At 71.6% G+C, this 26,237-nt stretch carries 23 protein-coding genes; 11 read left to right on the top strand and 12 right to left on the bottom strand.

The genetic code is table 11. From position 1 onward, the window contains the following. Window positions 1-19: 19 nt before the first annotated feature. The gene (locus M2283_RS06250) at window positions 20-1,741 is read left to right on the top strand and encodes a dolichyl-phosphate-mannose--protein mannosyltransferase (RefSeq protein WP_432423032.1); all 1,722 of its coding nucleotides are present in this window, start codon (window positions 20-22) and stop codon (window positions 1,739-1,741) included. Window positions 1,742-1,769: 28 nt separating this feature from the next. Here M2283_RS06250 and M2283_RS06245 read toward each other — a convergent pair whose 3' ends face one another. Together M2283_RS06245 and M2283_RS06240 are read right to left on the bottom strand one after the other, a co-directional pair. Then, window positions 1,770-2,408 carry a GNAT family N-acetyltransferase gene (locus M2283_RS06245; RefSeq protein WP_280875033.1) on the bottom strand — a complete coding sequence of 213 codons (639 nt, stop codon included), beginning with the start codon at window positions 2,406-2,408 and terminating at the stop codon, window positions 1,770-1,772. 92 nt (window positions 2,409-2,500) lie between these two features. After that, on the bottom strand, window positions 2,501-3,928 hold the full coding sequence (locus tag M2283_RS06240; protein ID WP_280875032.1) for an alkaline phosphatase family protein: 1,428 nt from the start codon (window positions 3,926-3,928) through the stop codon (window positions 2,501-2,503). Window positions 3,929-4,442: 514 nt separating this feature from the next. On the opposite strand from M2283_RS06240, the gene M2283_RS06235 reads away from it, so the two are divergent. From M2283_RS06235 to M2283_RS06225, 3 genes are all read left to right on the top strand, one after another. Next, window positions 4,443-6,980 carry a SpoIIE family protein phosphatase gene (locus M2283_RS06235; RefSeq protein WP_280875564.1) on the top strand — a complete coding sequence of 846 codons (2,538 nt, stop codon included), beginning with the start codon at window positions 4,443-4,445 and terminating at the stop codon, window positions 6,978-6,980. 189 nt (window positions 6,981-7,169) lie between these two features. After that, window positions 7,170-9,917 (top strand): SpoIIE family protein phosphatase/ATP-binding protein, encoded by a 2,748-nt coding sequence (locus M2283_RS06230; protein ID WP_280875031.1) that lies wholly within the window; start codon window positions 7,170-7,172, stop codon window positions 9,915-9,917. 135 nt (window positions 9,918-10,052) lie between these two features. After that, window positions 10,053-10,904: a chitosanase gene (locus tag M2283_RS06225; RefSeq protein ID WP_280875029.1), complete on the top strand. Its 852-nt coding sequence runs from the start codon at window positions 10,053-10,055 to the stop codon at window positions 10,902-10,904. Between the two features lie 68 nt (window positions 10,905-10,972). Here M2283_RS06225 and M2283_RS06220 read toward each other — a convergent pair whose 3' ends face one another. After that, a complete protein-coding gene (locus M2283_RS06220; protein ID WP_280875027.1) occupies window positions 10,973-11,896 on the bottom strand; it encodes a CU044_5270 family protein in 924 nt (307 codons plus the stop codon). Beyond that, window positions 11,889-12,536, bottom strand: coding sequence for an RNA polymerase sigma factor (locus M2283_RS06215; protein ID WP_280875025.1), 648 nt, complete (start codon window positions 12,534-12,536; stop codon window positions 11,889-11,891). The genes M2283_RS06220 and M2283_RS06215 overlap by 8 nt, the downstream gene beginning before the upstream one ends. A 260-nt stretch (window positions 12,537-12,796) precedes the next feature. Between M2283_RS06215 and M2283_RS06210 the strand changes: the two genes are divergently transcribed. After that, complete coding sequence (locus M2283_RS06210) at window positions 12,797-14,161, top strand: FAD-dependent oxidoreductase (RefSeq protein ID WP_280875023.1); 1,365 nt, start codon at window positions 12,797-12,799, stop codon at window positions 14,159-14,161. A gap of 91 nt (window positions 14,162-14,252) precedes the next feature. Here M2283_RS06210 and M2283_RS06205 read toward each other — a convergent pair whose 3' ends face one another. Both M2283_RS06205 and M2283_RS06200 read right to left on the bottom strand, forming a co-directional pair. Then, the gene (locus M2283_RS06205) at window positions 14,253-15,257 is read right to left on the bottom strand and encodes a hypothetical protein (RefSeq protein WP_280875021.1); all 1,005 of its coding nucleotides are present in this window, start codon (window positions 15,255-15,257) and stop codon (window positions 14,253-14,255) included. Next, complete coding sequence (locus M2283_RS06200; RefSeq protein ID WP_280875563.1) at window positions 15,254-15,622, bottom strand: PadR family transcriptional regulator; 369 nt, start codon at window positions 15,620-15,622, stop codon at window positions 15,254-15,256. The genes M2283_RS06205 and M2283_RS06200 overlap by 4 nt, the downstream gene beginning before the upstream one ends. Before the next feature lie 357 nt (window positions 15,623-15,979). Between M2283_RS06200 and M2283_RS06195 the strand changes: the two genes are divergently transcribed. Beyond that, window positions 15,980-17,158 carry a hypothetical protein gene (locus M2283_RS06195; protein ID WP_280875020.1) on the top strand — a complete coding sequence of 393 codons (1,179 nt, stop codon included), beginning with the start codon at window positions 15,980-15,982 and terminating at the stop codon, window positions 17,156-17,158. Window positions 17,159-17,308: 150 nt separating this feature from the next. Here M2283_RS06195 and M2283_RS06190 read toward each other — a convergent pair whose 3' ends face one another. Then, window positions 17,309-18,343 (bottom strand): hypothetical protein, encoded by a 1,035-nt coding sequence (locus tag M2283_RS06190; protein WP_280875019.1) that lies wholly within the window; start codon window positions 18,341-18,343, stop codon window positions 17,309-17,311. A gap of 228 nt (window positions 18,344-18,571) precedes the next feature. Between M2283_RS06190 and M2283_RS06185 the strand changes: the two genes are divergently transcribed. From M2283_RS06185 to tgmB, 3 genes are all read left to right on the top strand, one after another. Next, entirely contained in the window at window positions 18,572-18,862 is a 291-nt protein-coding gene (locus tag M2283_RS06185; protein WP_280875017.1) for a YkvA family protein, read from the top strand. Window positions 18,863-18,994: 132 nt separating this feature from the next. Then, the gene (gene tgmA, locus M2283_RS06180) at window positions 18,995-19,186 is read left to right on the top strand and encodes a putative ATP-grasp-modified RiPP (RefSeq protein ID WP_123996126.1); all 192 of its coding nucleotides are present in this window, start codon (window positions 18,995-18,997) and stop codon (window positions 19,184-19,186) included. Window positions 19,187-19,203: 17 nt separating this feature from the next. Next, window positions 19,204-20,187, top strand: coding sequence for an ATP-grasp ribosomal peptide maturase (tgmB, locus tag M2283_RS06175; protein ID WP_280875016.1), 984 nt, complete (start codon window positions 19,204-19,206; stop codon window positions 20,185-20,187). Window positions 20,188-20,193: 6 nt separating this feature from the next. Here tgmB and M2283_RS06170 read toward each other — a convergent pair whose 3' ends face one another. Beyond that, the gene (locus M2283_RS06170) at window positions 20,194-20,409 is read right to left on the bottom strand and encodes a hypothetical protein (RefSeq protein WP_280875015.1); all 216 of its coding nucleotides are present in this window, start codon (window positions 20,407-20,409) and stop codon (window positions 20,194-20,196) included. A gap of 148 nt (window positions 20,410-20,557) precedes the next feature. Next, window positions 20,558-21,013: a hypothetical protein gene (locus M2283_RS06165; RefSeq protein WP_280875014.1), complete on the bottom strand. Its 456-nt coding sequence runs from the start codon at window positions 21,011-21,013 to the stop codon at window positions 20,558-20,560. Window positions 21,014-21,269: 256 nt separating this feature from the next. Here M2283_RS06165 and M2283_RS06160 point away from each other — a divergent pair, with 256 nt between their 5' ends. Then, window positions 21,270-21,605, top strand: coding sequence for a hypothetical protein (locus M2283_RS06160; protein ID WP_280875013.1), 336 nt, complete (start codon window positions 21,270-21,272; stop codon window positions 21,603-21,605). Window positions 21,606-21,628: 23 nt separating this feature from the next. Here the strand turns inward: M2283_RS06160 and M2283_RS06155 are convergent, their stop codons facing one another. Both M2283_RS06155 and M2283_RS06150 read right to left on the bottom strand, forming a co-directional pair. After that, complete coding sequence (locus M2283_RS06155; protein WP_280875012.1) at window positions 21,629-23,398, bottom strand: ABC transporter ATP-binding protein; 1,770 nt, start codon at window positions 23,396-23,398, stop codon at window positions 21,629-21,631. Between the two features lie 92 nt (window positions 23,399-23,490). Next, complete coding sequence (locus M2283_RS06150; protein WP_280875011.1) at window positions 23,491-24,348, bottom strand: aldo/keto reductase; 858 nt, start codon at window positions 24,346-24,348, stop codon at window positions 23,491-23,493. 268 nt (window positions 24,349-24,616) lie between these two features. Between M2283_RS06150 and M2283_RS06145 the strand changes: the two genes are divergently transcribed. Then, on the top strand, window positions 24,617-25,501 hold the full coding sequence (locus M2283_RS06145) for a Gfo/Idh/MocA family protein (protein ID WP_280875010.1): 885 nt from the start codon (window positions 24,617-24,619) through the stop codon (window positions 25,499-25,501). A 4-nt stretch (window positions 25,502-25,505) separates the two neighbouring features. On the opposite strand, the gene M2283_RS06140 is transcribed toward M2283_RS06145, so the two are convergent. Next, window positions 25,506-26,147 (bottom strand): AAA family ATPase, encoded by a 642-nt coding sequence (locus M2283_RS06140; protein ID WP_280875009.1) that lies wholly within the window; start codon window positions 26,145-26,147, stop codon window positions 25,506-25,508. Window positions 26,148-26,237 lie beyond the last annotated feature (90 nt).

Below are 26,237 nucleotides of genomic sequence, written 5' to 3'. Positions count from 1 at the left end.
CCTTCCCTACGATGATCCGGTGACGAGTGACACCCCGACGCGGGAACAGGTCGGCCAACAGGACCTGACGGATGGCGAGCCGAGTGCCTGGGCGCGGCGGTTGCGCCGGTTCGGGTACTCGGCGCCCCGCCCCGTCGACACGCGCGAGCGACTGGTCCCGCCCTTCCCGGAACCGGGCACCGGCCGCTGGGACTCGGTCGGGCTGAGCCCGCGGCTGGCCGGCCTCGCCGCCCGGTCCGTGGGCTGGGTGGGCCCGGTGCTCGTCGCCGTCGTCGCCGGGATCCTCCGGTTCTGGCGGCTGGGCTCACCGCACGACCTGATCTTCGACGAGACGTACTACGCCAAGGACTCGTGGTCGATGCTCCGGCTCGGCTACGAGGGCACCTGGCCCGACCGCAAGGTCGCCGACCCGCAGATCCTGGCGCAGCACCAGGTCATCCCGCTCTCCGACGCCGGCAGCTTCGTCGCGCACCCGCCGATGGGGAAGTGGGTGATCGGCCTCGGGGAGTGGATGTTCGGCCTGGACCCGTTCGGCTGGCGCTTCATGACGGCCGTCCTGGGCACGCTGTCGGTGCTCATGCTGTGCCGAATAGGGCGCCGCCTGTTCCGCTCGACGGCGCTGGGCTGTCTGGCCGGAGCGCTGATGACGGTGGACGGCCTGCACCTGGTGATGAGCCGCACCGCCCTGCTGGACCTGGTCGTCATGTTCTTCGCGCTGGCGGCGTTCGGCTGTCTGCTCGTCGACCGCGACAAGGCAAGGGCCCGGCTCGCGGCCGCCCTCCCGGTGGGCGAGGACGGCTTCGCGCGGCCGGACCTGCACACCGGCGAACACGTGGGCACGGGCCTGCGGCCGTGGCGACTGGCAGCCGCCTTCTTCCTTGGCCTGGCCGCCGCGAGCAAGTGGAACGGCCTGTACTTCCTGGTCTTCTTCGTCGCCCTGGCCGTGCTCTGGGACGTCGGCTCCCGCCGCGTCGCCGGAGCGCGCCACCCCTACCGCGCGATGCTGCGCAAGGACTTCGGCTGGTCGACGCTGTCCCTCGTGCCGGTCGCCGTCCTGACGTATCTGGCGACCTGGACCGGCTGGTTCCTGTCCGACAAGGGGTACGACCGGCACTGGGCGGACGGCCGCGGCGGCCTGTGGTCGTGGATCCCGGCACCGCTGCGCAGCCTGTGGCACTACGAGCACGCCGTCTACGAGTTCAACATCGACCTGCACGCCTGGCACCGCTACAAGTCGAACCCGTGGAGCTGGCTGGTCCAGGGCCGGCCCGTGTCGTTCTACTACGAGGCCCCGAAGGCCCAGGACGGCTGCCACGCCACCGCCGGCTGCTCGCAGGAGATCCTCGCCCTGGGCACACCGCTGCTGTGGTGGGCGGGCTGCTGCGCGATCCTCTACCTGCTCTTCCGCTGGGCCTGGCGCCGCGACTGGCGCGCGGGCGCAGTGCTGTGCGGGGTGGCCGCCGGTTACCTGCCGTGGTTCAACTACCAGGACCGTACGATCTTCTCCTTCTACTCCGTGGTGTTCGTGCCGTTCCTGTGTCTGGCCGTCGCGATGATGGTGGGCGCGATGCCGGGTCCGCCCGGCGCGGATCAGCGGCGGCGGAGGGTGGGCGCGGTGGGCGCGGGTGTACTGGTGCTGTTGATCGTCTGGAACTTCATCTACTTCTTCCCGATCTATACGGGCATGACGATCCCGTACCCCGACTGGCAGGCACGGATGTGGCTGGACACCTGGATCTGAGGCCCGGTCGGCGGAGTCGGCCCGACGCTCAGGCCAACTCCCCTGTCGTACGCCCGAGATAGGTGACGGTGCCGGGGTCCGGCACCGGGATCTCGTGGAAGCCGAGGCGATCGTAGAAGGCCCTGGCCGGGGTGTTGGCGGTGACCATGCAGAGGTGGAGGGCCGGGACGCCCCGGTCCGCCAGGGCGCGCAGCAAGGTGCGCATCAGCGCTCGGCCGTGGCCCTGCCCCTGCCAGTCGGGGAGCAAGTCGATGTGCAAGTGGGCCGGGTAGGCGGCGACTTCGGGGACGATCATCCGCTCGGGGTCGTACAGCAGCGGGATCATCGCCGCGTCGGCGGTGGTCGGCGGGCCGGGGTTCCGCGGGTAGCGGTCGGAGACCAGGGGCAGCCACTTCGCGCGGAACTCCGCGACGAACCGGGGGGTGTCGGCGGTGCCGACGATGTAGCCGACCGCGTGCCCCTCGCCGTCGTCCAGGACGAAGGCCAGGTCCGGCTCCAGATGGACGTACGGAGCGGCGAAGATGACCGGGAAGATGCCGGGGTCCGCGTAGAAGGGTCGGCTGTCCTGGCCGAGGTGCGCGGTGCGCACGCAGATGTCGTCGAGGGCCTCGCGGTCCTCGGGCCGGTACGGGCGGATGGTGCCGCGGCTGTCTGAAGACGGGGTCACCGCAGCATCCTGCCGCCTTGGGAGCGCTCCCACAAGACTGCGGACCCGCGAAGAGGGCCCGGACAGATGCGCCCCGGGCCCTCGGTCGTCCGTCAGACGTGCGGGCGGCGGCCCCGCTCCTGGTGCGGGAACCTCTGGTCCGCGCCGGGCAGCGTCGGCTTCGGCAGCGTGGCCACCTCCTCCTGCGCCTTCTCCAGCTGCTCCGCCGTGTCGTGGGGCAGCCGGGGCGAGCGCGGGCGGGCGTCGCGGAAGCGGAAGGCGGTGGTGAAGTCGCCGAAGGTCTCGCGCCGCCAGTCGGTGACGTTCGGCTCCTCGACGCCGGTGAACCGCTCCAGGAACTGCAGCGCCGAGGTGTGGTCGAAGGCCTCCGAGGCGACCCAACCACCCACGGTCCAGGGCGAGATGATGATGGCGGGCACGCGGAAGCCGCCACCGATCGGCAGCCCCTGGATGAACTCGTCCTTGGTGCCCGCGGGCGGGGTCGGCGGGGCGACGTGGTCGAACAGACCGTCGTTCTCGTCGTAGTTGAGGATGAAGGCCGTCTTGCGCCACACCTTCGGGTTGGACGCGATCGCCTCGATCTTCGACGCCACGTAGTCGGCGCCCGCTGCCGGGAGGTAGTCGGGGTGCTCCGACTGGTAGCTCGTGGGGCAGATCCACGAGACCGTCGGCAGCCGGTCGTTGCGGGCGTCGTCCTCGAAGGTGCCGTGCGGCTGCGGGCGTACGCCCCGCTCGTACAGGTCGGAGCCGGGCTGCGCGTTCTTGAACGACGCGAACTGCTCCAGCATGTTGGTGCCGTAGTCGTCCTCCTCCTGGTACACCTTCCAGCTGACGCCGGCGTTCTGGAGGCGCTCCGCGTAGGTGGTCCAGCGGTACGGCGTCGGCGCCACGTTGCTGATGATCGGGCCGCCCTGCGTGCCGCCCGGATCGATCGAACCGGTCATCCACATCAGGCGGTTGGGCCAGGTCGGCCCGAACACCGAGCAGAAGTAGTTGTCGCAGATGGTGAAGGTCTCAGCGAGCGCGAACTGGAACGGGATGTCCTCGCGCGTGTAATAGCCCATGACGTAGGGGCCGTTGACGCCGTCGGCCGCGCGGTGGGCGGGCAGCCACTGGTCCATCTTGCCGTTGTTCCAGGCCTGGTGCTGGACCGACCAGGCGTGGCTGGTGGAGGGGATGGCCTGGGCGCTGGAGGTGTGGGTGTCGAGGTGGAAGGGCAGCAGGTAGCCCTTCGGGTTCACGGTGTCCGGCTGGTAGAAGACGTTGCGCCCGTTGTCGAGTTTCAGGGCACGCGGGTCGGCGAAGCCGCGGACACCGGACAGGGTGCCGAAATAGTGGTCGAAGGACCGGTTCTCCTGCATCAGCATGACGACGTGCTCGATGTCGCGCAGCGAGCCGTTCTTGGGCGGCTCGGCCGCGACGGCCTTCTGGACGCTCGGCGGGAGGAGGTTGAAGGCCGCGGCGCCGCCCAGCGCGCCCGCGGCGGAACCCAGAAGTCTACGGCGTGTCAACTCGGCCATGATCGCCCCTTCTTGAGCGGGATCGGCTCTGCGGAGTGAGGGCTTGAGCCCGCCCTGGAAGCGGACCGCCGATCACTCTCCGCCCGGCTCGGTGGGGTGCATCAGGGGTGGGTGGTGAACTTGTGGACAACGTGCGGGAAGGGGTTGGCCAAGCCATGACCCGGGATATCGGCTGGTTGCACGGCCGTTGCCGCCCGTTGGGAAAACAATGGCGGCTACATGGATCGACGGCTCCGCCAAGTCCCTTCGGAGGAAGGGCAGTCGGACGCTGTCGGCGGCATCACTTTCCGGCCGCGGTCGCGCATTGCCTCCCGGACCGGGTCACGTCGGCCGGGGCCGCACTCCCGTGGAGCGCCGTGCCGCCGGACTCCCGGTACACTCCGCGCATCCCGCCACAACCGTGCGTCACTCCCGCCGCGAGCACCGAATCCGTACCGCCCAGGTGCGCCGCGCCCCCGTCGTGGCGCATTCTTGCTGTGTCGCCCGCTCGGCGGGCGCGGACGAGGCAGGGCTGATGACTGGGAGCGCGGAGGACATACGGACGCCCGGGCAGCTGGCCGCGCTGCTGATCGACGCCTCGACGGAGGCGATCGGCGCGGCCGGCGGGCACTCGGGCGGCGTCTATCTGCGCTCCGGCACGCCCGGCCTGCTGCGCCTGGCCGTGCTCTCGGGGCTGCCCGGCCCGCTGTTCCGCGCCTGGTGGCGGATGCACGTGGACCGGGCCTTCCCCGTGGCCGACGCCTACCGGCTGGGCGTCCAGGTGGTCCTCCCGAACGCCACGGAGACGATGCGCCGCTACCCCCAGTTCGCGGCCAGCCTGCCCTTCCAGTTCGGCTCGCTGTACGTGCCCATCGCGGCGGGCGCGACCACCTTCGGCGTACTGACCGTGCTACGGCCCTCCGCCGCCGACGCCACCGAGCTGCTGCGCCACCGCGACCGCATGGTGGGCCTGGCCGAGGAGCTGGGCGAGGATCTGCGGGGTCTCGACGACGAGGGCGGCCCGGCGGTCGCCTGGGACGGCGAGCCGGTCTGCATACGTCCGCCGGGCGCGCAGCGGCCGGCCGGGCGGGCCGGTGCCTTCGCCTGGGACCCGGCGACGGACGTGGTGACCGTGGACGAACGGCTGCCGGGCCTGCTGGGCGGGCCGAAGGGCGAGATCTCGGCCTCCGCGGCGGCGCTCGCGGACGCGGTGGCCCCGGACGAGGCCGAGCGGATCCTGACCGCTCTCCGGGACACGGCCGCCGGCAGGCCTCCTGCCCTCCCCTTGTACACGCAGCCCAAGACCGGCCCGCTCCGGCTGGTCGAGCTGTGGAACCCGTACGCCACCGCCCCCGGCACCCCGTCGAACCCCCGTCCCGTGCGGGGTCTAGTCGTCGAACCCGGGCCCGGCCCGGCTGCCGACGCCGCCGCCGACCTGCTGCCCGAGGGCGTGCTCGGCCTGGACCGGCTCGGCCTTGTCCACTACGCCAATCCACGCGCCGGACAGCTGCTGCACCGCTCACAGGGCGAACTGCTGGGCCGGCCGCTGTGGGAGGCCGTGCCCTGGCTGAACCAGCCCGCCTGCGAGGACCATCTGCGCAGCGCCCTGCTCTCTCCCGACCCGGTCCGCTTCCACGTCGAGCGCCCGGCCGACGACGCCGACGACGCCGACACGGACGGCGGCGCCGCCTCGTACGAGAGTGCCTGGCTCGACGTCTCCGTCCATGCCGGCGCATCCGTCCTTACCTGTACCTTCCGCCCGGCGAACCGGATGGCGAGCACCGCGGCCGACACGGACGTACCGGCCGATGCGTCCCAGTCCGGCATGCCCTCGCTGGCCCCGCTGTACCGGCCCATCGTGCTGGCCATCGCGCTCACCGAGGCGGTCACGGCACGGCAGGTGTCGGCCGTGGTCATGCGGGAGCTGCTGCCCGCGTTCGGCGGCCGACGGCTCGCCCTCTACCTCCTGCAGGACCGGCACCTGTACCTGGCCTGGGAGGCCGGCTTCCCCAAGGGGTTCCTCGCCCCCTTCGAGGGGGTCGGTCTCGACGCCCGGCTGCCCGGCGTCGAGACGCTGACCAGCGGTAGGCCGCTCTTCTTCGACTCGATGCAGCAGCTGACGGCCGCCTACCCGGGTATCCCCCTGGACGCGGCCGAGGGCGCCCGCGCCTTCCTGCCCCTGATCGCCTCCGGGCGCCCGGTCGGCTCCTGCATCCTCGGCTTCGACCGCCCGCGCAGCTTCAGCACCGAGGAACGCACGGTCCTCACCGCGCTCGCCGGGCTGATCGCCCACGCCATGGAGAAGGCCCAGCGCTACGAGAGCGAGGCCGCCCTCGCGCGCGGCCTGCAGCAGGCCCTGCTGCCGCGCAAGCTGTCGGTCCACCCGGACGTGGAGACCAGCGGACGCTATCTGCCCGGCACCCAGGGCATGGAGGTGGGCGGGGACTGGTACGACGTCGTCGAGGCCGGGGACGGGCTGGCGCTGGTCATCGGCGACGTACAGGGGCACGGTGTGCAGGCGGCGGCCACGATGGGTCAACTACGCACCGCGGTAAGGGCGTTCGCACTCGGCGACCGGCCACCCGACGAGGTGCTGAGCGGCACGAACCACCTGCTCATCGACCTCGATCCCGGCCAGTTCGCGAGTTGCTGCTACATCCGGCTCGACCCGGCCTCCGGTCTTGCGCGGGCGGCCCGGGCGGGACATCCGCCGCCGCTGCTGCGCCGGCCGGACGGTCACACCGAGGTGGTGGACCTGCCTGGCGGGGTCGTCCTCGGGGTCGACCCACAGGCCCACTACCCGGTGGCGGAGCTGGAGGTCGAGCCCGGCGCGATCCTCGCGCTGTACACCGACGGGCTGGTCGAGCGGCCGGGCGTCGACATCGACGACGGCATCACGGCCCTGCGGGTGGCCCTGGCCAAGGCCGGCACCTCGGCCGCCCGCCCCGGCGGCCGCTCCCTGGCCGGCGTCGCCGAACGCCTCACCGCGGCGGCCCGGCACACCGCCGACCGCCCCGACGACATCGCCCTCCTGCTCGCGACCCGCCGCGCCACCCAGGAAGACCGGCGTTGAGCGGGAGCCGGCCCTCCGGAGAGACCGGCATGCACGGAGGCGCCGTACGAAATCCCGCTACCGGAGCCGACTGCCGAATCCACCGCGCCACCCCATCCCGCACAGCCCGCACACAGGAACCACGACGCGCCCTGTCACCCTCTGTGACGCCTCTCGCCTCGTGCGGCCCGGCAGTGTAGACATGAGCACATGGTCCGACTTCTGGGTCGTTCCCAGGCCCGGTCGACCCACCGGGCTGACCCCACGCGCGCCCGGCACACCCCTGCCCGACGAGTGGGGCACGCGGATCGGGCCGCGCGCGAGCGGTTCTGGGGACTGCGGTCGGCGCTGAGCGGACGCAGCGTCGCCGGACAGGTGTTCGTCCTCCAGGTCGCGATCGTGCTGCTGCTGGTGGTCGCCGCCGTGGTCGCGCTGGTGCTGCAGGTGCGGCACGACAGCACCCAGGAAGCCCGTAACCGCTCGGTCGCCGTCGCCGAGGCCTTCGCCAACGCGCCCGGCACCCGCGAGGCGCTCAGCAGTCGCGACCCCTCGGCCATCCTGCAGCCGCGCGCGGAGGCGGCCCGCGAGGCGACCGGCGTGGACTTCATCGTCGTCATGAACACCGACGGCATCCGCTACACGCACCCGAAGCCGGACCGCATCGGCAAGAAGTTCGTCGGGACGCTGGCGCCCGCGCTGGCCGGGCGCACCGTGACCGAGGAGATCAACGGGACGATCGGCCGCCTCGTCCAGGCGGTGGTCCCGATCGAGGCGCCCGGCGGCAAGGTCGTCGGCCTGGTGTCGGCCGGCATCACCACCGAGAACGTGGGCGGCGCCGCCGACCGCCAACTGCCCCTCGTCCTGCTCGCCGCCGCCGCGGCGCTCGCCCTGGCCACGGGCGGCACCGCGCTGGTGAGCAGACGGCTGCTGCGCCAGACGCACGGGCTGGGTCCGCACGAGATGACCCGGATGTACGAGCATCACGACGCGGTCCTGCACTCCGTGCGGGAGGGCGTGATCATCTTCAGCGGCGAGGGCCGGCTGCTGCTCGCCAACGACGAGGCGCACCGGCTGCTCGACCTGCCCGCGGACGCCGACGGCCGGCCCGCCCGCGACCTCGGCCTGCCTCCCGACACCGCCGACCTGCTGGCCTCGGGCCGGATGGCCACGGACGAGGTGCACCTGGTCAAGGACCGCCTGCTCGCCGTGAACCAGCGGCCCACGGACGTCAAGGGCGGCCCGCCCGGCTGGGTCGCCACGCTGCGCGACTCGACGGAGCTGCGCGCCCTGTCCGGCCGGGCGGAGGCGGCACGCGAGCGCCTCAACATGCTCTACGACGCCGGCGTGGGCATCGGGACGAGCCTGGACGTCACCCGTACCGCCCAGGAGTTGGCGGAGCTCGCCGTCCCCCGGTTCGCGGACTTCGCGACGGTCGACCTCTTCGACGCCGTGCTCAGCGGCGGCCAGCCGGAGGCGGTGACCCCGGTGCGCCGGACCGCGCTCAGCGGGATCCGCAAGGACGCGCCGCTGTATCCCCTCCAGCAGCAGATCCGGTACGTCGCCACCGCGCCGCAGTCCCGCAGCCTGCGCTCCGGCCAGGCCGTGCTGGAACCGGACCTGGCGCGGGCGGCGGGTTGGCGCGAGCAGGACCTGGAGCGGACCACGCAGGTGGTGGAGTACGGCATCCACTCGCTGATCACCGTGCCGCTGCGGGCCGGGGCGATGGTCCTGGGCGTGGTGAGTTTCTGGCGCTCGCAGAAGCCCGAGCCGTTCGACGTGGACGAACTGGCCCTCGCCGAGGAGCTGGTGACCCGTGCGGCCGTCTCCATCGACAACGCCCGCCGCTACACCCGCGAGCACAGCATGGCCGTCACCCTCCAGCGCAGCCTGCTCCCGCGCACCCTGCCCGAGCAGACGGCCCTGGAGATCGCGTACCGCTATCTGCCGGCCCAGGCGGGCGTCGGCGGCGACTGGTTCGACGTACTGCCGCTGTCGGGCGCCCGGGTCGCCCTCGTGGTGGGCGATGTCGTCGGGCACGGACTGCACGCCGCGGCCACGATGGGGCGGCTGCGTACGGCGGTGCACAACTTCTCCGCCCTTGACCTGCCGCCCGACGAACTGCTCGCCCTGCTCGACGAGATGGTGGGCCGCATAGACCAGGACGAGACGCCCGAGGACGGCAGCGCGCCGGTCATCGGGGCGACCTGTCTGTACGCGATCTACGACCCGGTGTCCCGCAACTGCACGGTCGCCCGCGCCGGGCATCCCCCGCCCGCGCTGATCCGGCCCGACGGCAGCGTCGAGTTCCTTGAGGTGCCCGCCGGTCCGCCGCTGGGCCTCGGCGGGCTGCCGTTCGAGACGGCCGATCTCCAACTGCCGGAGGGCAGCCGTCTCGTGCTGTACACGGACGGGCTCGTCGAGGACCGCGAGCACGACATCGACGAGGGCCTGGACATGCTGCGCGAGGCGCTGGAGCAGGCCGGTCCCTCGCCGGAGGACACCTGCCGGGTCGTGCTCGACGCACGGCTGCCGTCCAAGCCGGGCGACGACATCGCCCTGCTCGTCGCCCGCACCCGCGCGCTGCCCGCCGACCGGATCGCCGAGTGGGAGGTGCCGTCCGACCCGGCGGCGGTCGCGGAGGTACGCGCACGCGTCACCCGCCGACTGACCGAATGGGGCCTGGACGAGCTAGCGTTCACCACGGAGCTCATCCTGAGCGAACTGGTCACCAACGCCATCCGCTACGGCGGAGAACCCATCCGGGTCCGGATGCTGTTCGACCGCACGCTGGTCTGCGAGGTCTGCGACAGCAGCAACACCTCGCCCCATCTGCGGTACGCGGCGATGACGGACGAGGGCGGGCGCGGCCTGTTCCTGGTGGCGCAGCTCTCCGAGCGATGGGGCACCCGCTACACCCCGGCGGGCAAGGTCATCTGGACCGAGCAGCCCCTGCCCTGACCGAACGGGTTTTCGTTCTTCCGTACGAACTTTTCACGCGACGGGTGTCACGCGCCCGCTTCTTCTGATAGGAAACCTTCCTATCAGTGTGACGCACGGCCAACTCCCCACCCCCCACTCCCCTTTGGAGCTTCCGTGAGGCACCCCTCCGTCGACGCGACCGATCCCAGCCACACCTCGCGCCGCACCCTCCTCACCCTGCTCGGCGCGTCGCTCGTCGCGGCACCGCTGCTCAGGCCCTCGCGCGCGTCCGCCTCCGCATCCGCGGCGGCGGCCTGCACACCGCTCGACGACCCGGCGAAGAAGGAGATCGCCATGAAGCTCGTCTCCAGCGCCGAGAACTCCTCGCTCGACTGGAAGGCGCAGTACAAGTACATCGAGGACATCGGCGACGGCCGCGGCTACACGGCCGGCATCATCGGCTTCTGCTCGGGCACCGGCGACATGCTCGACCTCGTCGAGCTGTACGCCGCACGCAAGCCGGGCAACGTGCTCGCCAAGTACCTGCCGGCGCTGCGCCAGGTCGACGGCACCGACTCGCACTCCGGTCTGGACCCGAACTTCCCCAGGGACTGGCGGACGGCGGCCGGGGACAGCGCCTTCCAGCAGGCCCAGAACGACGAGCGCGACCGGGTGTACTTCAACCCGTCCGTCCAGCAGGGCAAGACGGACGGGCTGGGCACGCTCGGGCAGTTCGCGTACTACGACGCCATCGTCATGCACGGTGACGGCAGCGACTCCACCAGCTTCCGGAACATACGCAAGCGTGCCCTCAACAGCGCCAAGCCGCCGGCCCAGGGCGGCAACGAGGTGACCTACCTCAACGCCTTCCTGAACGCGCGGGTGTGGGCCATGAAGCAGGAGGAGGCACACAGCGACACCACCCGGGTCGACACCGAGCAGCGGGTCTTCCTGCGCAACAACAACCTGTGTCTGAACACGCCCCTGGACTGGAAGGTCTACGGGGACAGCTTCCACATCGGCTGACCGTGCTCCCGGCCGCCGTACCGACCCCGCGTGGTACGGCGGCCGGGACGCCCAACGCCCCTGCCGCCCTAGGGGAGTTGACCGATCCGGTCGACGACGCCCTTCTCCTCCAGACCGCGCGCCTCGCGATACCAGTCGGAGTCCTCGAACTTTCCGTCGCTCCAGTCCCCGCTGCTCCCCTTGAGGCTCATGCCCAGGTAGGCGTAGGTCTCCGGGTCGAAGATGAAAGCGAAGTAGATCTTCGGGTACGAGACCGCGACGCCACGGCGGCCGAGGGCGTCCACCGCCTGGCGGTCGATCCGGATGCCGGGAATCCTCGCGACGGCCTCGAACGTGGCGGCCTCCAGACCGGGCGGCATGACCCGCGGCACTACGAAGAACTGGCACGCGTTCACGAACGCCTCCATATCGGCCTTCGCATTGCCCATCCGGAGCCACTTGAGGAGCGTGTCCGGGTCCGTCGGCCACTTCGCCAACTCCGTGTACACGGTGGGCGGCCACATCACCTCGTGCCTGCCCACCGGGGGATCGTTGTGGATCTTGCCGTACTCCTCACGCCTGGAGGGCCTGGAGCCGTCCACCGAGGTCCAGCTCTCGTCCGTCCAGGTCTTGGTCCTCCCGTCCTTCGCGTAGGTCCGGGTGATGTAGGTCTTGGTGTACACGTACTGGTCGTTGCGCGGAATCGGCATCCTGGTGCCGTCGGCCCGGGACTTGTCCGCGGCCTTGTGCAGCAGTTGGGCGGCGCTCAGCGTGGTCATCCGCGGGGCGTCCGTGTCCTGGTCGCGCCGGGTGGCGACGACGGCGCCTCCCGCGACCGCCGCCGCGGCTGTCCCGGCGACGGCGACCCTGAGCATCAACCGGCGGGGCAGCGCGCCCGGGAGGCTCTCCTGGACGATGGCACGCCGGAGGCGGGCGCGGGCGGCCGAACGGGCCTCGTCGGTCAACTCGGGTACGTCGGCGTGCAGTTCACGCACTGCGGTGAGGTCATCCACGATCGCTCTCCCTGTTCCTCTCGGTCGCCTCGGTCGCTTCGGTCTCCTCGTGCAGGGCTGTGGGATCCGTCCCGCCCAGCGCCCGGCGCAGCTTGGTCCGGGCCCGGTGCAGTCGTGAGCGCACGGTCCCGACGGGCACGTCCAGGGCCTCGGCGGCCTCCGCGTAGTCGAGATCGCCCCAGGCGATCAGCAGCAGCACGTCCCGGTGGCGGGCGGGCAACTCCGCGAGCGCGCCCGCGAGTTCGGCGCGGGAGCTCTCGGCGCTGACCCTGGCGGCAACCCGGTCGGCGAGCGGCTCGCTCTCCGCAGGCGCGGCGGCGGCGACCCGGGAGAGGGCCTTGAGGCGACGCGCTTCGGCGCGCCGGTGCTGGCCGACGAGGTTGGTGACGATCCCGTACAGCCAGGGGCGAGCGTGCGGGCGCGAGAGGTCGTAGCGGCGTCTCTGCTGGAAGGCGATCACGAAGGTCTCGGCCATGAGGTCGTCGGCGGCCTCGGTACCCAGCCGTCTGGCCGCGTACCGGTGGATGTCGTCGGCGTAGCGGTTGAAGAGCTCCGCGAACGCGTCCGGCTCGTCCCACGACCGCTCGATGACCGAGGCGTCGGAGCAAGCGCCGGCGGAGGCATCGGAGACTTCGGACACAGAGTCGTCGTGCGGGCCGAGGGCAGGCAGGGCTCCGATACTCGGCAAGGCGGTCACTGATCGCCCTTCAGGTTCATGGGCTTCCCTTGAGGTCGCGGGCACGGTCGACTGCTGTTGGCCGATACCCGCGTTCGAGTTCCCGTTCCCGGCTCATAAATTTGATTTATGAGTCCATAGACCGGACCCGCGTACCGACTTAGGTTTGCCTTAGTTTAGGCTTCCGTCGAGTCGATCTACCTCCACTCGAAGGGAACCTGATCATGCCGCGCCCCCTGCGGGTAGCCATCGTCGGAGCCGGCCCCGCCGGGATCTACGCCGCCGACGCCCTGCTCAAGTCCGAGGTGGCCGCCGAGCCCGGTGTGTCCATCGACCTCTTCGAGCGGATGCCCGCCCCGTTCGGCCTGATCCGTTACGGCGTCGCCCCCGACCACCCCCGCATCAAGGGCATCATCACGGCCCTGCACCAGGTGCTGGACAAGCCGCAGATCCGGCTCTTCGGCAACGTCGACTACCCGACCGACATCTGCCTGGACGACCTGCGCGCGTTCTACGACGCCGTGATCTTCTCCACGGGCGCGACGGCCGACCGCGAGCTGTCGATACCGGGTGTCGAGCTGGACGGTTCCTACGGCGCCGCCGACTTCGTCTCCTGGTACGACGGTCACCCGGACGTGCCGCGCACCTGGCCGCTGGAGGCCGACAAGGTCGCCGTGCTGGGCGTCGGCAACGTCGCGCTCGACGTGGCCCGCATCCTGGCCAAGACCGCGGACGAGCTGCTGCCGACCGAGATCCCGCCGAACGTCCACGACGGCCTCAGGGCGAACAAGGCGCTGGAGGTCCACGTGTTCGGCCGCCGCGGCCCGGCGCAGGCGAAGTTCTCCCCACTGGAGCTGCGGGAGCTGGACCACTCCCCCAACATCGAGGTCATCGTCGACCCCGAGGACATCGACTACGACGAGGGCTCGATCGAGACCCGGCGCGGCAACAAGCAGGCCGACATGGTCGCCAAGACCCTGGAGAACTGGGCAATCCGCGATGTCGGCGACCGCCCGCACAAGCTGTTCCTGCACTTCTTCGAGTCGCCCACCGAGATCCTCGGCGAGGACGGCAAGGTCGTCGGCCTGCGCACCGAGCGCACGGCCCTGGACGGCACCGGCAACGTCAAGGGCACCGGCGAGTTCAAGGACTGGGACACCACCGCGATCTACCGCGCGGTCGGCTACCTCTCCGACAAACTCCCCAAGCTGCCTTGGGACATCGACTCCGGCACGGTGCCGGACGAGGGCGGCCGGGTCATCCAGGAGAGCGGCGAGCACCTCCAGTCGACGTACGTCACCGGGTGGATCCGACGCGGTCCGGTGGGTCTGATCGGTCACACCAAGGGCGACGCCAACGAGACGGTGTCCAACCTGCTGGCCGACTACGCCGGCGGCCGCCTGCACGAGCCTGCCACGCCCGCACCCGAGGCCGTGGACACGTTCCTCGCCGAGCGCAACGTCCGCTACACCACGTGGGACGGCTGGTACCGGCTGGACGCGGCGGAGAAGGCACTGGGCGAGCCGCAGGGCCGCGAGCGCGTGAAGCTCGTCGAGCGCGAGGACATGCTCAGGGCGAGCGGGTCGTAGACGCTGCCGCGCGGTGGGTCGGGAGAACTCCCTCAGGGGGTGAACTCCCTGGCCCACCGCAGCCGTTCGTCAGGCCGGCCGCCCGGACCGGTCAGTGCCTGACGAGGTCTCGGCGCGCGACCGCTCCAAGTACCACCACCAGCAGGGTGAGCCCGGCGACCTGCCCCAAGGCACCGCCCAAGTACACGGCGGGCAGCGGGAGGCCGAGCCACGGGTACAAAGCCGCGACCCGGACCGCCAGAAGCAGCAGGCCGAGTGCGGCGAGGGCGACGGCGCCTCCGGCGGGACCTCGGTCCGCGCTGCGGCTGCGCAGCACCAGCCAGCCGACGGCACCGACGAGGAAACAGGTGGCAGGCGCCCAGGCCGTGTCCGGAGCGCCGGGCAGCAGGACGATGGACGCGCCCGTCACCACGGCGAACGCCGCGAAGACGAGGCCGGGAGAGCCGACCGGCAGCGCGGCGGCGGGAGCGTCCCGGTGGTAGGCCGCGCAGAGCGCGAGCGCCGACAGCCAGGCGAACAGGGCGGTGACGACGGCGAACCACAGATCCGACGGCACCACGCTGTCGCTGACCAGCGGGCCGACGAAGGGCCAGAGCGTGGGCAGCGCGGCCAGCAGCACGGACGTACGGGCGAGGCGCCGGCGGTCGTGCACGAGGGCGAAGAAGCCGACCGTCCAGAGCAGGGGCAGCGCCCACTCGGCGACCTCGACGACGCCGAAGAGTGGCCCCTGGTCGGTGAACGCCGAGACGAACATGTCCCACTGGCTCGAACCGTGGGTCGACGCCCAGGTCAGTCCGAGGACCCGGTCGACGAGCGCGGCGGTCGCCTGCAGCAGGACGGCGAACAGCGCGAAGTGCCGGGCGGTCGAGCCGAGCAGCGCGTAGCGCCGGGGTGCTCCGGAGGCGGCGAGGCGGCTGCGCAGGGCGAGTGCGGCGACGCTCGCCGTCTCGCCGAGGGTGGGCCGGCTCTGGTCCTGGGTGTCGCGGTCGAGGTCCCACAGGTACGTCTCGACCATCTCCTCCTCCCGGGCCTGCCGGTAGTAGGCGGGGAGCAGGCGCAGTACGGCGCGGTAGCGCGTTTCGAGCAGCGTCGTCATGCGAGGCCTCCGGCCAGTCCGGGTCCGGTCGTGGGGTTCGCGGCGGCTCCGGGGGCCTTGCGCCCCTCGGCGATCCGCTGCTTGGCGGCGCTGGCGCCGGCCGCCATCCGCTCCGCCTCCGCGTCGAGGGCCTGGGCCCCTTCGTCGGTGAGGCGGTAGTAGCGCCGGAGCCGGCCGTCGTGCACCTCCTCCCGGTCCAGGACGATCATTCCGTCCGCGGTGAGCCGGTCCAGTACGCCGTACAGGGTGCCGACACGCAGTTGCACCGCGCCGTCGGAGAGTTCCTCGACCTCCCGCAGAATCCCGTAGCCGTGCCGGGGCTGGTCGGCCAGTGCGGTCAGGACGAAGAAGGCGGCTGTGGTCATGCCCTTCGATGCCATGCGGCCAGGATATATCGGCAACCGATATATATCGAGTCGATGCGGCTCGGCGGAGTGTCGCGGCGACCCGGGAGGCACGAAGGCGGCCCACGAAATACGACGGCAGCCTGTGAGGTGCGAACAGGACCCGCCCCAAGCGGATGGTGGGCGGGTCCTGTTCGCGGAGGACATTGTCGCGGCCGGGACACCGCGGGGGCAGGAGTGAATCACCGCGAACTGGAGTGCGCCGTACGCACCCCGAGTGTGCGTGTTCGGGTCCCGTGTGCGCGACCCCGGATGATCCCGCGCGACCGGCGCGGACGATACTGGTAGGCGCACCTGCCCCCGCCCAGACAAGGACTCATGTCCAGCTCCGCCACAGACCGGCCCACAGTTCCCACCACCCTCTGGCTCGCCCGCGGCCGTCGTACCGGCCCCGAAGCGGAACCCGTCGTCCGGCAGACCCTGCTGCGCCGCAAGAACGACGGGCTCATCGACGACCGTCTGGAGCCGCCCGAGGCCCGGACGGAGGCTGAACACGTCTTCGAGGCCCGCTGGAAGGTCGCCGGGAAGGTGACCGTACGGGCCCGGCTGAGTCTCTCCCGCGCCTCCGAGCAGGGGCAGGAGTGGGTGCTCCTCGCCGAAGCGGAACGCCCCTGGGACCTGGAGTGGCCCTCCCCCGCCACCATGTTCTGGCCCGAGGAGCCGGACGCCGACTGGGACCGTGAGCCCGCCAGAGGGCTGCGCTTCCGCGAGGTCAACCGCCTCCCGGAGGAGGACAAGGAGATACGGCGGCTGCTGCGCGACTGCGTGGACGGCGGCTGGGCACTCAACGTCGTCGTCCACGAGGCCATGACGCCCGACGAGCACGGCCGGCTGCCGCTGAGCCGGCTGCTGCCGCCGAGCCTGCGGCACCGCGTGGTGGAGCACCGTGCCGCGCCGGAGCAACTGCGGGTCGTGAACCGGGCGTTGCGGGAGTTCGGCGTCGAGGTTCCGCGCGGCGGGGCCGTCCTGCTGCACGGAGCGCTGCCTGGCAGGGCCGCGGATGACTTCGCCGTACGCAGCGTCTTCCTCGACGGCTCCCGACCGACCGAGCTGATCGACGCGCTGGCCCGCTTCACGGCGCTGCCTCCCTCGCTGCCGGACGGCGCCGAAAAGCCCCTCACCGCACTGAGGGAGGACTGGCACCTGATGACGCTGGAGGAGGAACTCGCCCGCGAGCGCAGGCTGGTGGCGATGTACACCGAGGCGCTGGAGGCCATGACCCAGTCCCGGGACCTGTACCGCGAGGCCGCCGACCGCGCCCACGAAGCGCTGACCGCGTACCGCGAGTCCGGCGCCGGGATCGCCACCCCGGCCCCCCAGCCACCCGAACCGCCCACCGCTTCCCCGTTCCAGCAACTGACCCGCGGCCTGGAACGCCTCCGAACCACAGCCAAGTCCCGCCGCCCCAAGCCCACCCCGGAAAGCGGAGCGGGCGAGGAGAACACGGCGACGGACGGGGACGAGAAGGCCAACGGGCCGGATCCATCGGCAGGTTGAGGGCCCCGGCTCATGACGGCCGGTGTTGATGGGCCGACGGGCCCTACCCGCCCTCGCTGCCCGACGCAGACCGGGACCGCCGGACCGTGGTCGCCGTCCTGAGCGAGCCACGGTCGGCGGTCCCCGCCAGTCGGCGCGAGACAGGGACCGTCAATCCGCCGGATGGCTCGCCGTGGCCATCGGCCGGCTCTCCACCACGATCGGCGGCGGTTGCCAGGCCAGGCGGACGACCAGGGCCGTGAGGGCGACCAGGGCCGCGCACACGGCGGCCAGGCCGGCCGCCCAACTCGGGGCCAGAGTGAGGTCCAGGGCCTGGGACAGCCGCGCCGAGTGGAAGCGGCCCCCGTACAGCTGGGCCCCGGCGAGGACCGCCGGTACCACCACCGCGAGCGCCAGGAGGACCATGGCCGGGCGGAGGGTCAGCAGGACGGCCAGGACCGCGCACAGCGCCGACACGCCCAGCGCGAAACCGTAGGCACGCAGGGACGCGCCGTCGCGGTGGAGCGGGAACCACAGCATCGCGCACAGCAGGAGCGCCGCGGCGGAGACCAGCCCCGGCCAGGCCAGGTGCGTGGCGCGCCGGGCCGACCCGCGCGCGACACGGCGTGGCGCGCGACCGTCCGCCATGGCGGGCGGGACGTCGGGGGCGGGCGGCACCGCGAAGCCCTCCGGAGCCATGTACGGGCCGTCGGATGCTCCCGGCGCTGCGATGTACGGGCCGGGGACGGGCTGTGCGTCGCGTTCCTCGCTGAGCCGGCCGATCAGCTCCACCAGTTCCTCGACGGGCCGCGCGGTGGCGGCGGCGCGGGCCGCCTCCTGACCGACGTGCGGTTCCAACGGGGACTGGTGCAGCAGCGCCATCAGCCGGGTCACGTCCTCCACGGGACGTGATTCGGCCGCGGCGCGGATCGCCTCGTCGGCGCTGTCGGCGTCGCGGGGTGGTTGGGTGAGCAGGGCCACCAGACGGGTGACGTCCTCCACGGACCGGTCCACGCCGACCGCGCGCAGCGCGTCGACAGTGGCCCGCGCGTACTGGGGCGACTGCTCAAGCAGGGTGATCAGGCGGACGACCTCCTCAAGAGGGCGGTCGGCCACGGCCGCGTGCACCAGGGCACCGACCGGGTCGCCGGGCGCCTCGGATATGGAGTGTTCGTTCGGTTGGGGTGATGAAGAGCCGCTGCTCATGCTCGTCTCCATGGGAGGGTGTGGCGCCTCTCGCGCCTCGGACGCCTGGGAAGCGTCGTTACGGTGACCATTACTAGGTCCCGCCGCCGCCCCGTGCCACTCGGGTGAGCCACCGGTATGAACCACCCCGCTCCCGGCGGATCCGATCCACCGTCAAGTACGTACGAACGCCGGATGGGGGCATCTGGGAGAAGAGCGCGCCGAGCGGCCCGCCGACGAGGAGGACCAGTGAAATCGACCACAACGGTGATCGTCGTCGCCGTGGTGCTCGCGGCGGTCGTGCTCACCATGGCCGTCGTCCTGCTGGTGCGACTGGTGCGGACCCGACGGGACCTGCGGCGCGCCGGGCTGCCGACCGGTCCTCGCTGGGTCTTCTGGGGAGCCGTCCTGTATTTCGTCCTACCGACCGATCTCTTGCCCGACCCCGTGTATTTGGACGATATCGGCGTCCTTCTGCTCGCCCTGCGCACCCTGCGCACCTCTCCCGGCAGGCCGAATGGTCACGAAACGTCCCTCTGATTACTCAGAGTAAGGAAACCAATCACTCGTTCGATTCGTATAAGTGACTGGAAGGGCAAGGCAGTCGGCGGACCGAGCGGTGCCGTGGGGATGGAAACCGCTGGGTCGGCGCAGACCGACGAGGGAGAGACCATGCAACCGTTCGCGCTCAACTACGCACGTCCGGCGGTGGACTTGGAGGCCACAGCTCCATATGTCTACGACACCGGGCTGCAGTTGAACGTGCTCTTCGACGGACGGGTCGCGGCCCGCGACTTCGCGCTCCTGAGAGAACTCGCGACGACCACCTCCACCGCGGGCTCCAAGACGCACTTCGACGACTGAACACGGAACCGCCGACGATGACCGTGCTGATCCTGACCTCTGAAGAGGATGTGACGGCCGACATGGTGGTCGTGCACCTCAACGCCTCAGGGGTCCCAGTGATCCGACTCGACCCCGCCGATCTCACCGGCGGTGTCTCGCTGTCCGGTGAGTATGTGCACGGGGCGTTCCGCGGCCACCTCCAGGCCGCGGACCGCCTCGTGAGCATCAGCGGGCTGCGGTCGATCTGGGTACGCAGGCCGGGTACCGCCGCCACCCGGGCGGCCCAGCCGTCCAGTTGGCTGACCGAGGAGTCCGCACAGGCCCTGTACGGCATGCTGCGCGGCTCGGACGCGCGCTGGATGAACCACCCGGACGCGGCCCGCCGCGCCCGGCACAAGCCCTGGCAGCTCCGGCTCGCACAGCGCTGCGGGCTGCCGGTGCCGGCCACGCTGATCACGACATTTCCGCAAGCCGCCCGGGAGTTCGCGGACCGCTACCCGGACCTGGTCGTCAAGCCGGTCTCCGGGGCGCACCCGCAGGACCCGCCCCGGGCGGTGCCGACCAGCCGGGTGGCGCCGGACACCGACTTCACCGCCGTCGCCTACGGGCCCACGCTGCTGCAGCGGCGGGTCCCCAAGCGGGCCGACATCCGGCTGACCGCGGTCGACGATCGGCTGCTCGCGGCCCGCAAGGCGACCTTGGCGGACGCCGACCCCGACGAGGTGGACGTCCGGTTCGCCTCCTCCGACCTGCCGTGGCAGCCCGCCGACGTCCCGCCGCGCATCGCGGAGGCCGTGCTCTCGTATCTGCGGGAGGCCGGACTGTCCTACGGCGCCTTCGACTTCGCGGAGGACGCCGACGGGACCTGGTGGTTCCTGGAGTGCAATCAGTCGGGGCAGTTCGGGTTCGTGGAGGTGGAGACGGGTCAGCCGATCGCGCGGACGATAGCGGAGTGGCTGTCCCGTCCCGGGCCCGAGCCGCACTCCCGGGTCAACGGCTCGACCACGAGGGTGTGTTGAGTGCGGTCACTGCGGCCGCGAGCCGGGCAGCAGTGCCGTCCGCTGCCAGCCCGCGCCCGGGGAGGCGGGTCGCTCGGCGGGCGGTGTGGCGCCGAAGGACTGCAGCGGTCGCATGACGTACTCCAGTTCCCGGCTCACGCGCTCGGCCTCGCGACGGGTCTGAGTGGGGACGTCGCCGCGCTCGGCGACGAGTCGGTCGTAGATGGGGGAATCCTGGAACACCCGGCAACGCGCCTTTCCTGTGGTGGCCCACGCACATGGGCCCGGTCGCCGAGTGTATGCGGACCGGCACTCCGAGGTGTGAATCCCCCCGGGGACTTGACGTCCGCACATGCGGTGTGTGTCCCCGGTGGCAGACCGTGACGTGCGGTCAGGCGCCCGTGGTCGAGCCCGGCCGCACGATCATCAGGACGGTGACGGTCGCCCACAGCAGGTTGAAGATGCCGGTGAACATGGCGAGTTGCGCCGTGCTCGACCGCTCCACCGGCTGCTCGGCGTCGAGTTGTCCGAGGAGCTCGTCCTGGCGGGGCAGGACGAAGGCGATCAGGACGCCGGCGGCCACCGTGGTCATGGTGATGGAGGCGATGAGCCAGGCGTTGCCGAGGACCCCCATCGCGGCGGCGGTGGCGAAGCCGAAGAGGGGCACGGCGAGGCCGAGGCCCGAGTAGACACGGCAGATGCGGTGCAGCAGCCGGACGGCGCCCACCCCGGCCACGTCGGCGCCGGCCCGGCGGACGGCCGGCGGGAACATGCTGGCCGCGACGGTGACGGGGCCGATGGCGACGATGGCCGCCAGGACGTGCAGGGACAACAGGAACTTGGTCATCGGGGCGCCTTACTCCATGGACGTTCAGCCGTGCGCGGCTCAGGCTATGGATCGTCGAAGCGCTCCCACAGAGGCTGAAATGACAAGATCCAACGGATTCTCGCCAACACCGTCACCAGGGGTTCCGGCGGTATCACGCGTCACATCTTCCCTACTCCGACCCGGATTTGACGCAAATCCGCCTCTCCACCCGATTCCTCGCCCGTCCTGAGGCGTTGAACAGGCGCAACCAATCCTGCACGAACGGTGAACGCTCATGAGTCGCTCCGGCCGCCTCCTCTGCGCCCTGTATCTCGCCACCAGCGGCGGACTCGTCTGGACCATGGTCCTCGAATTCCGCTACGGCCCCCTGTGGATCGCCTTCCTGTTCGCCGCCGCGAGCGTGGTCCTGGTCATCGCCGTCGTACGCGAGACCTTGGTCCACGACCTGCGCACGGCCTCGGCCTGGCCGCGCCGCCCGGCCCGCTCGGCCGCCGACGAGATCGTCCGCGAGGAGTTGGACGCCGCCTGCTGCGAACGCTGGTGGACCAGTCTCGGCACCGACCACGACGCGGTCTGTCCGCACCTGTTCCCCCGGAGCAGCGCCGCCTGACGACACCGCACCGGGCAGCCGCGTCAGGCGACCTGTCCGCCGTGCAGGGCGGTGTACGCCCCGCCGCCGCGCAGGAGTTCCTCGTGCGTGCCGACCTCCAGGATCGCGCCGTCCCCCATCACCACGATCCGGTCGGCGCCCCGCACGGTGGACAGCCGGTGCGCCACCACGAAGGTGGTACGACCGCGCAGCAACCGGGCCAGCGCCTCCTGGACCAGGGCTTCCGAGCGGGTGTCCAGCGCCGACGTCGCCTCGTCCAGGACCAGCACCTTGGGGTCCCGGATCAGGGCGCGGGCGATGGCCAGCCGCTGGCGCTGTCCGCCGGACAGCCGGGCCCCACGGTCCCCCACCAGCGTGTCGAGCCCCCGCGGCAACCGGTCGACGAACTCCAGGGCGTTGGCGTCCCGCAGAGCCGCCCGCACGCTCTCCTCGTCGGCCTCGTCCATCCCGTAGGCGACGTTCTCCCGGATCGTGCCGTCGAAGAGGATCGACTCCTGCGGTACCACCGAGACGAACCGCCGGTAGGTGCGCAGGTCGAGGGTGCTCATGTCGGCGCCGTCGAGCAGCAGTCGGCCCGAGGTCGGCCGGACGAAGCCGATGACGAGATTGAGCACCGTGGACTTGCCCGCGCCCGAGGCGCCGACCAGTGCGACGGTCTCGCCCGGCACGACCGACAGGGTGAAGTCGCGTACGGCGGGCCGGTCGCCGGCCTCGTAGACGTGCCCGACGCCCTGGAAGGTGATCGCCCCGCGCAGCGAAGTCACCTCGTCCTTGCCCTCGTTGTCCTCCAGCTCGGGCGCCTGGAGGACCTCGCCGACCGAACGCACCGACTCCAGGCCCTTGGTGATGACCGGCGCCAGCGCGGCCAGTGTGGTCGTCGAGTTGGTGAGGGTGGTCAGGAACGCGCTGAGCATGACGACGTCGCCGGCGGTGACGCCCCAGACGCCGTAGTACGAGACCAGCGCCGCGCTTGCCAGGACCAGGACGCCGACCACGTTGAGGACGACCCAGGCCAGCGAGCCGAACCGGCCGTTGACGAGGTCGAGGCGCATGCCGGAGGTGAGCAGCCGGCTCAGGGTGCCGTCCATGCGGCGCAGCGCCTTGCCCTCCAGGCCGTGGGCGCGGGTGACCGGGATCAGCCGGGTCATCTCCGTCACCTGCGTCGACAGGGTCTCGACCTCGTGCCGGAAGTGCTCGTTGTGGGTGCGCAGTCGGGATCGCAGCCGGGCCACGACCAGGGCGGCGGCGGGCACGACGACCAGGAAGACGGGCACGAACTCCGGTGTGCGGACGGCGATGATGACCAGTCCGCCGGTGAGCACGGTGATCGCCCCGAGCCCGGTCTCCGCGGTCTGCTGCACCATCTGCTCGACCGTCTCGACGTCCCGCACGACCTTGGCCTGCAGGACGCCGGCGCTGACGCGCGAGTGGTAGCCGATGGACAGTTGCTGCATCCGCGTGCACAGCGCCGACCGCAGGCTGGTGCCCATGCGGCGCACGCTGCCGTACAGGAGGCGCACGTACAGCACGTGCAGCGGGTAGTTGATCAGCAGGATGAACAGGATGATCCCGGTGCTCCACCACAGCTGACCGACCGGCTGGTGCTGTACGACGGTGTCGATGATGGACGCGCTGATCAACGGCAGCAGCCAGACGGGGCTGTGCTTGACCGTGAAGACGCCGACCGCCGCGGCGAGGCGGCGACGGTCGGCGTGGAACAGATAGGCGAGTGTGCGGATCGGGTGTTCGCCCCGGTAGCGGTGGTCGAGCGGTTTCTCCGACGACGACGCCATGTGCGGTGTCCTCCCCCAGTGGCCGGGTGTCGAGCAAGCGCTTTCTCCCCACGCATGCGGGGAATACACCGGCCGGCGCCGGGAGAGTGCTGTCAGACGGCGTCCAGTTCCGCGACTTCGTCGGCGCTCAGGTCGAGGTCCGTCGCGGCCAGGGAGTCGAGGATGGTCTCGGGGCGGCTGGCACCGGGAATCGGCACGACCGCCGGCGACTTGGCGAGCATCCAGGCCAGGCAGACGCGCTGCGGGCTCACTCCGCGGTCCTCGGCGATCCGGGCGAACGGCCCGTAGGTGGAGCCCAGTTCGCTCGCCCGGGTGATGCCGCCGAGCGGGCTCCAGGGCAGGAAGGCGATGCCGAGCTCGGCGCACAGCTCCAACTCCGGCTCGCTGGAGCGGAATGCGGGTGAGAACTGGTTCTGCACGGAGACCAGTCGGCCGCCGAGGATCTCGTTCGCCTGCCGGATCTGGTCGGGGTTCGCGTTCGAGACGCCCGCCATCCGGATCTTGCCCTCGTCCAGGAGGTCCCGTATCGCGCCGACCGATTCGGCGTACGGCACCTTCGGGTCGGGGCGGTGGAACTGGTAGAGCCCGATGGCCTCCACGCCGAGCCGGCGCAGGGACGCCTCGCAGGCCTCCCTGAGGTAACGGGGGTTGCCGTCGAGGGTCCAACTGCCGTCGCCGGGACGCAGATGGCCGCCCTTGGTGGCGACCAGGACATCGCCGCCCCGGTCGTGGGAGGCGAGGGCCTTGGCGATCAGGGTCTCGTTGTGGCCGACCTCGTGGGCGTCCCGGTGGTAGGCGTCCGCGGTGTCGATCAGGGTGACACCGGCGTCGAGCGCGGCGTGCAGGGTGGCGAGGGAGCGCGCCTCGTCCGGGCGGCCCTCGATGGACATGGGCATTCCGCCCAGTCCGATCGCACTGACTTCGACATCACCGATGCGGCGGGTCTGCATGGATTCGTGACCTCTTTCGGCTGTCGCGCGTAAGCGGTGGCGTCCGGCGCACCGGTCAGGGTGACGGCGTGCCGGACCGCCTTCCAGCCTGACCCCGCGGGTGGCCGGAGGTCCAATAGAGGAATGAGAACGCATTCAGCAGCCACGCCACTGAATCGGCGGCGGGTGAGGCATGATCGGTAAGTGGGTTGCGCGCCCGGCCGGGAGGTGTGCGACGCTCGCTCTCGAACAGGCGTCGTAACGTGCGGCGGAGTGGAGAGGCGGCGGCATGCGCATCGGACTGCTCGGTACCGGCCCGTGGGCGGGGATGACTCACGCTCCCGCCCTCCAGGAACACCCCGACCTGGACTTCGTCGGGGTGTGGGGCCGCCGGCCGGACGCCGCCAAGGAACTGGCCGACCAGCACGGCACCCACGCCTACGACGACGTCGACGCACTGTTCGCCGACGTGGACGCGGTGGCCGTGGCGCTGCCGCCGGCCGTACAGGCGGACCTGGCGGCACGTGCCGCGCGGGCGGGGCTGCACCTGCTGCTGGACAAGCCGTTGGCCACGACGGTGGACCAGGGCCGGGCCGTGGTCGAGGCCGTCCAGGAGACCGGCGTCGCCTCCGTCGTCTTCTTCACGAGCCGCTTCGTCCCCGAGACGGACGCGTGGATCGCCGAACAGGCAGGCACCGGCGGCTGGTTCACGGCACGGGCCCAGTGGCTCGGCGCGGTCTTCTCCGGCGACAGCCCGTTCGCGACGCCGTGGCGCCGGGAGAAGGGCGCCCTGTGGGACGTGGGCCCGCACGCCCTGTCCGTACTGCTGCCGATCCTGGGCGACACCCGACGCGTGGCCGCCGCGGCACCCGGCCCCGGGGACACCGTCCAACTGATCCTCGACCACGCGAGCGGCGCCTCAAGCACCCTCACCCTGAGCCTGACCGCACCGCCCGCCGCCTCGGGCGCCGACGTCGAACTCCGCGGCGAGTCCGGCGTGATCCACCTCCCGGACAGCGCCGTCGGCCCGGTCCCGGCCCTCATCCGCGCAGCCGACGCCCTGATCGCCTCCGCCGCAGGCGGCCAACCGCACCCGTGCGACGCCGCGTTCGGCCTCCGGGTCACAGAGATCCTGGCCGAGGCGGAGAGTCTGTTGAACGCGAACGCCGGCTGACGTCTCACCGCCGACCGGACGACCGGCCGCCCACCGCCTGTTGCGCCGCGACGGTCGCGAGCACCGCGTCGGCGACCGCCTCGACGGACTGTCCGGCACCGACGTCGAGGCGGTCCAGGCCCCGCTGGTCGAGAGCCTCGATCATGAGGCTCTGGTAGCGGTCCGTGCGGGCCAGGAACTTGTCCATCAAGGCCTGTTCCCGGGCCGTCGAGGCCTCGTACCGGCCGTCGGCGTGCACACGGTCGCGCAGCACGGCAGGGTCGGCGGTGAGCCAGACGGCGGCGGTGCGCGGGACGGTCAGCTCAGCGACCCGGACGGGCCAGAGCGCGGAGCCTTCCAGGACCAGGCCGGAGCCGCCGCCGTCCCCGGCCGCGTGGTCCGTGATCAGCCGCTCGATGCGCGGCCGGAGTCGTTCGTAGTGGTCGAGCACGGAGACGATCAGTTCCTCGACAGTGAGGGACGCGTAGTGCTCGGCGACATGCGCGGGCACCTCCCACTCGGGTGTGCGCCACGGCCGCCCGGGGTGCCGGGCCAGCCCGTCCGTCGACAGACACCCGAACCCGAGCCGCTGCGCCACCTCTTGGGCGACGGTCGACTTGCCGACGTTCGAGGTGCCCCCGATCAGCACCACCCGCACCTCTCGCATGCCGGTGACCTTACTGCGACAGCCGAGACGGCAGCGGTGACGGGGGCGGGGGCGGGGGCGGGGCCGGCCCATGTGTGCGCCGTCCCCGCC

The organism is Streptomyces pseudovenezuelae (genome assembly GCF_029892565.1).
In the GTDB taxonomy this organism is placed as follows: Bacteria; Actinomycetota; Actinomycetes; order Streptomycetales; family Streptomycetaceae; genus Streptomyces; species Streptomyces pseudovenezuelae_A.
This window is presented reverse-complemented; position numbering and strand designations above follow the sequence as displayed.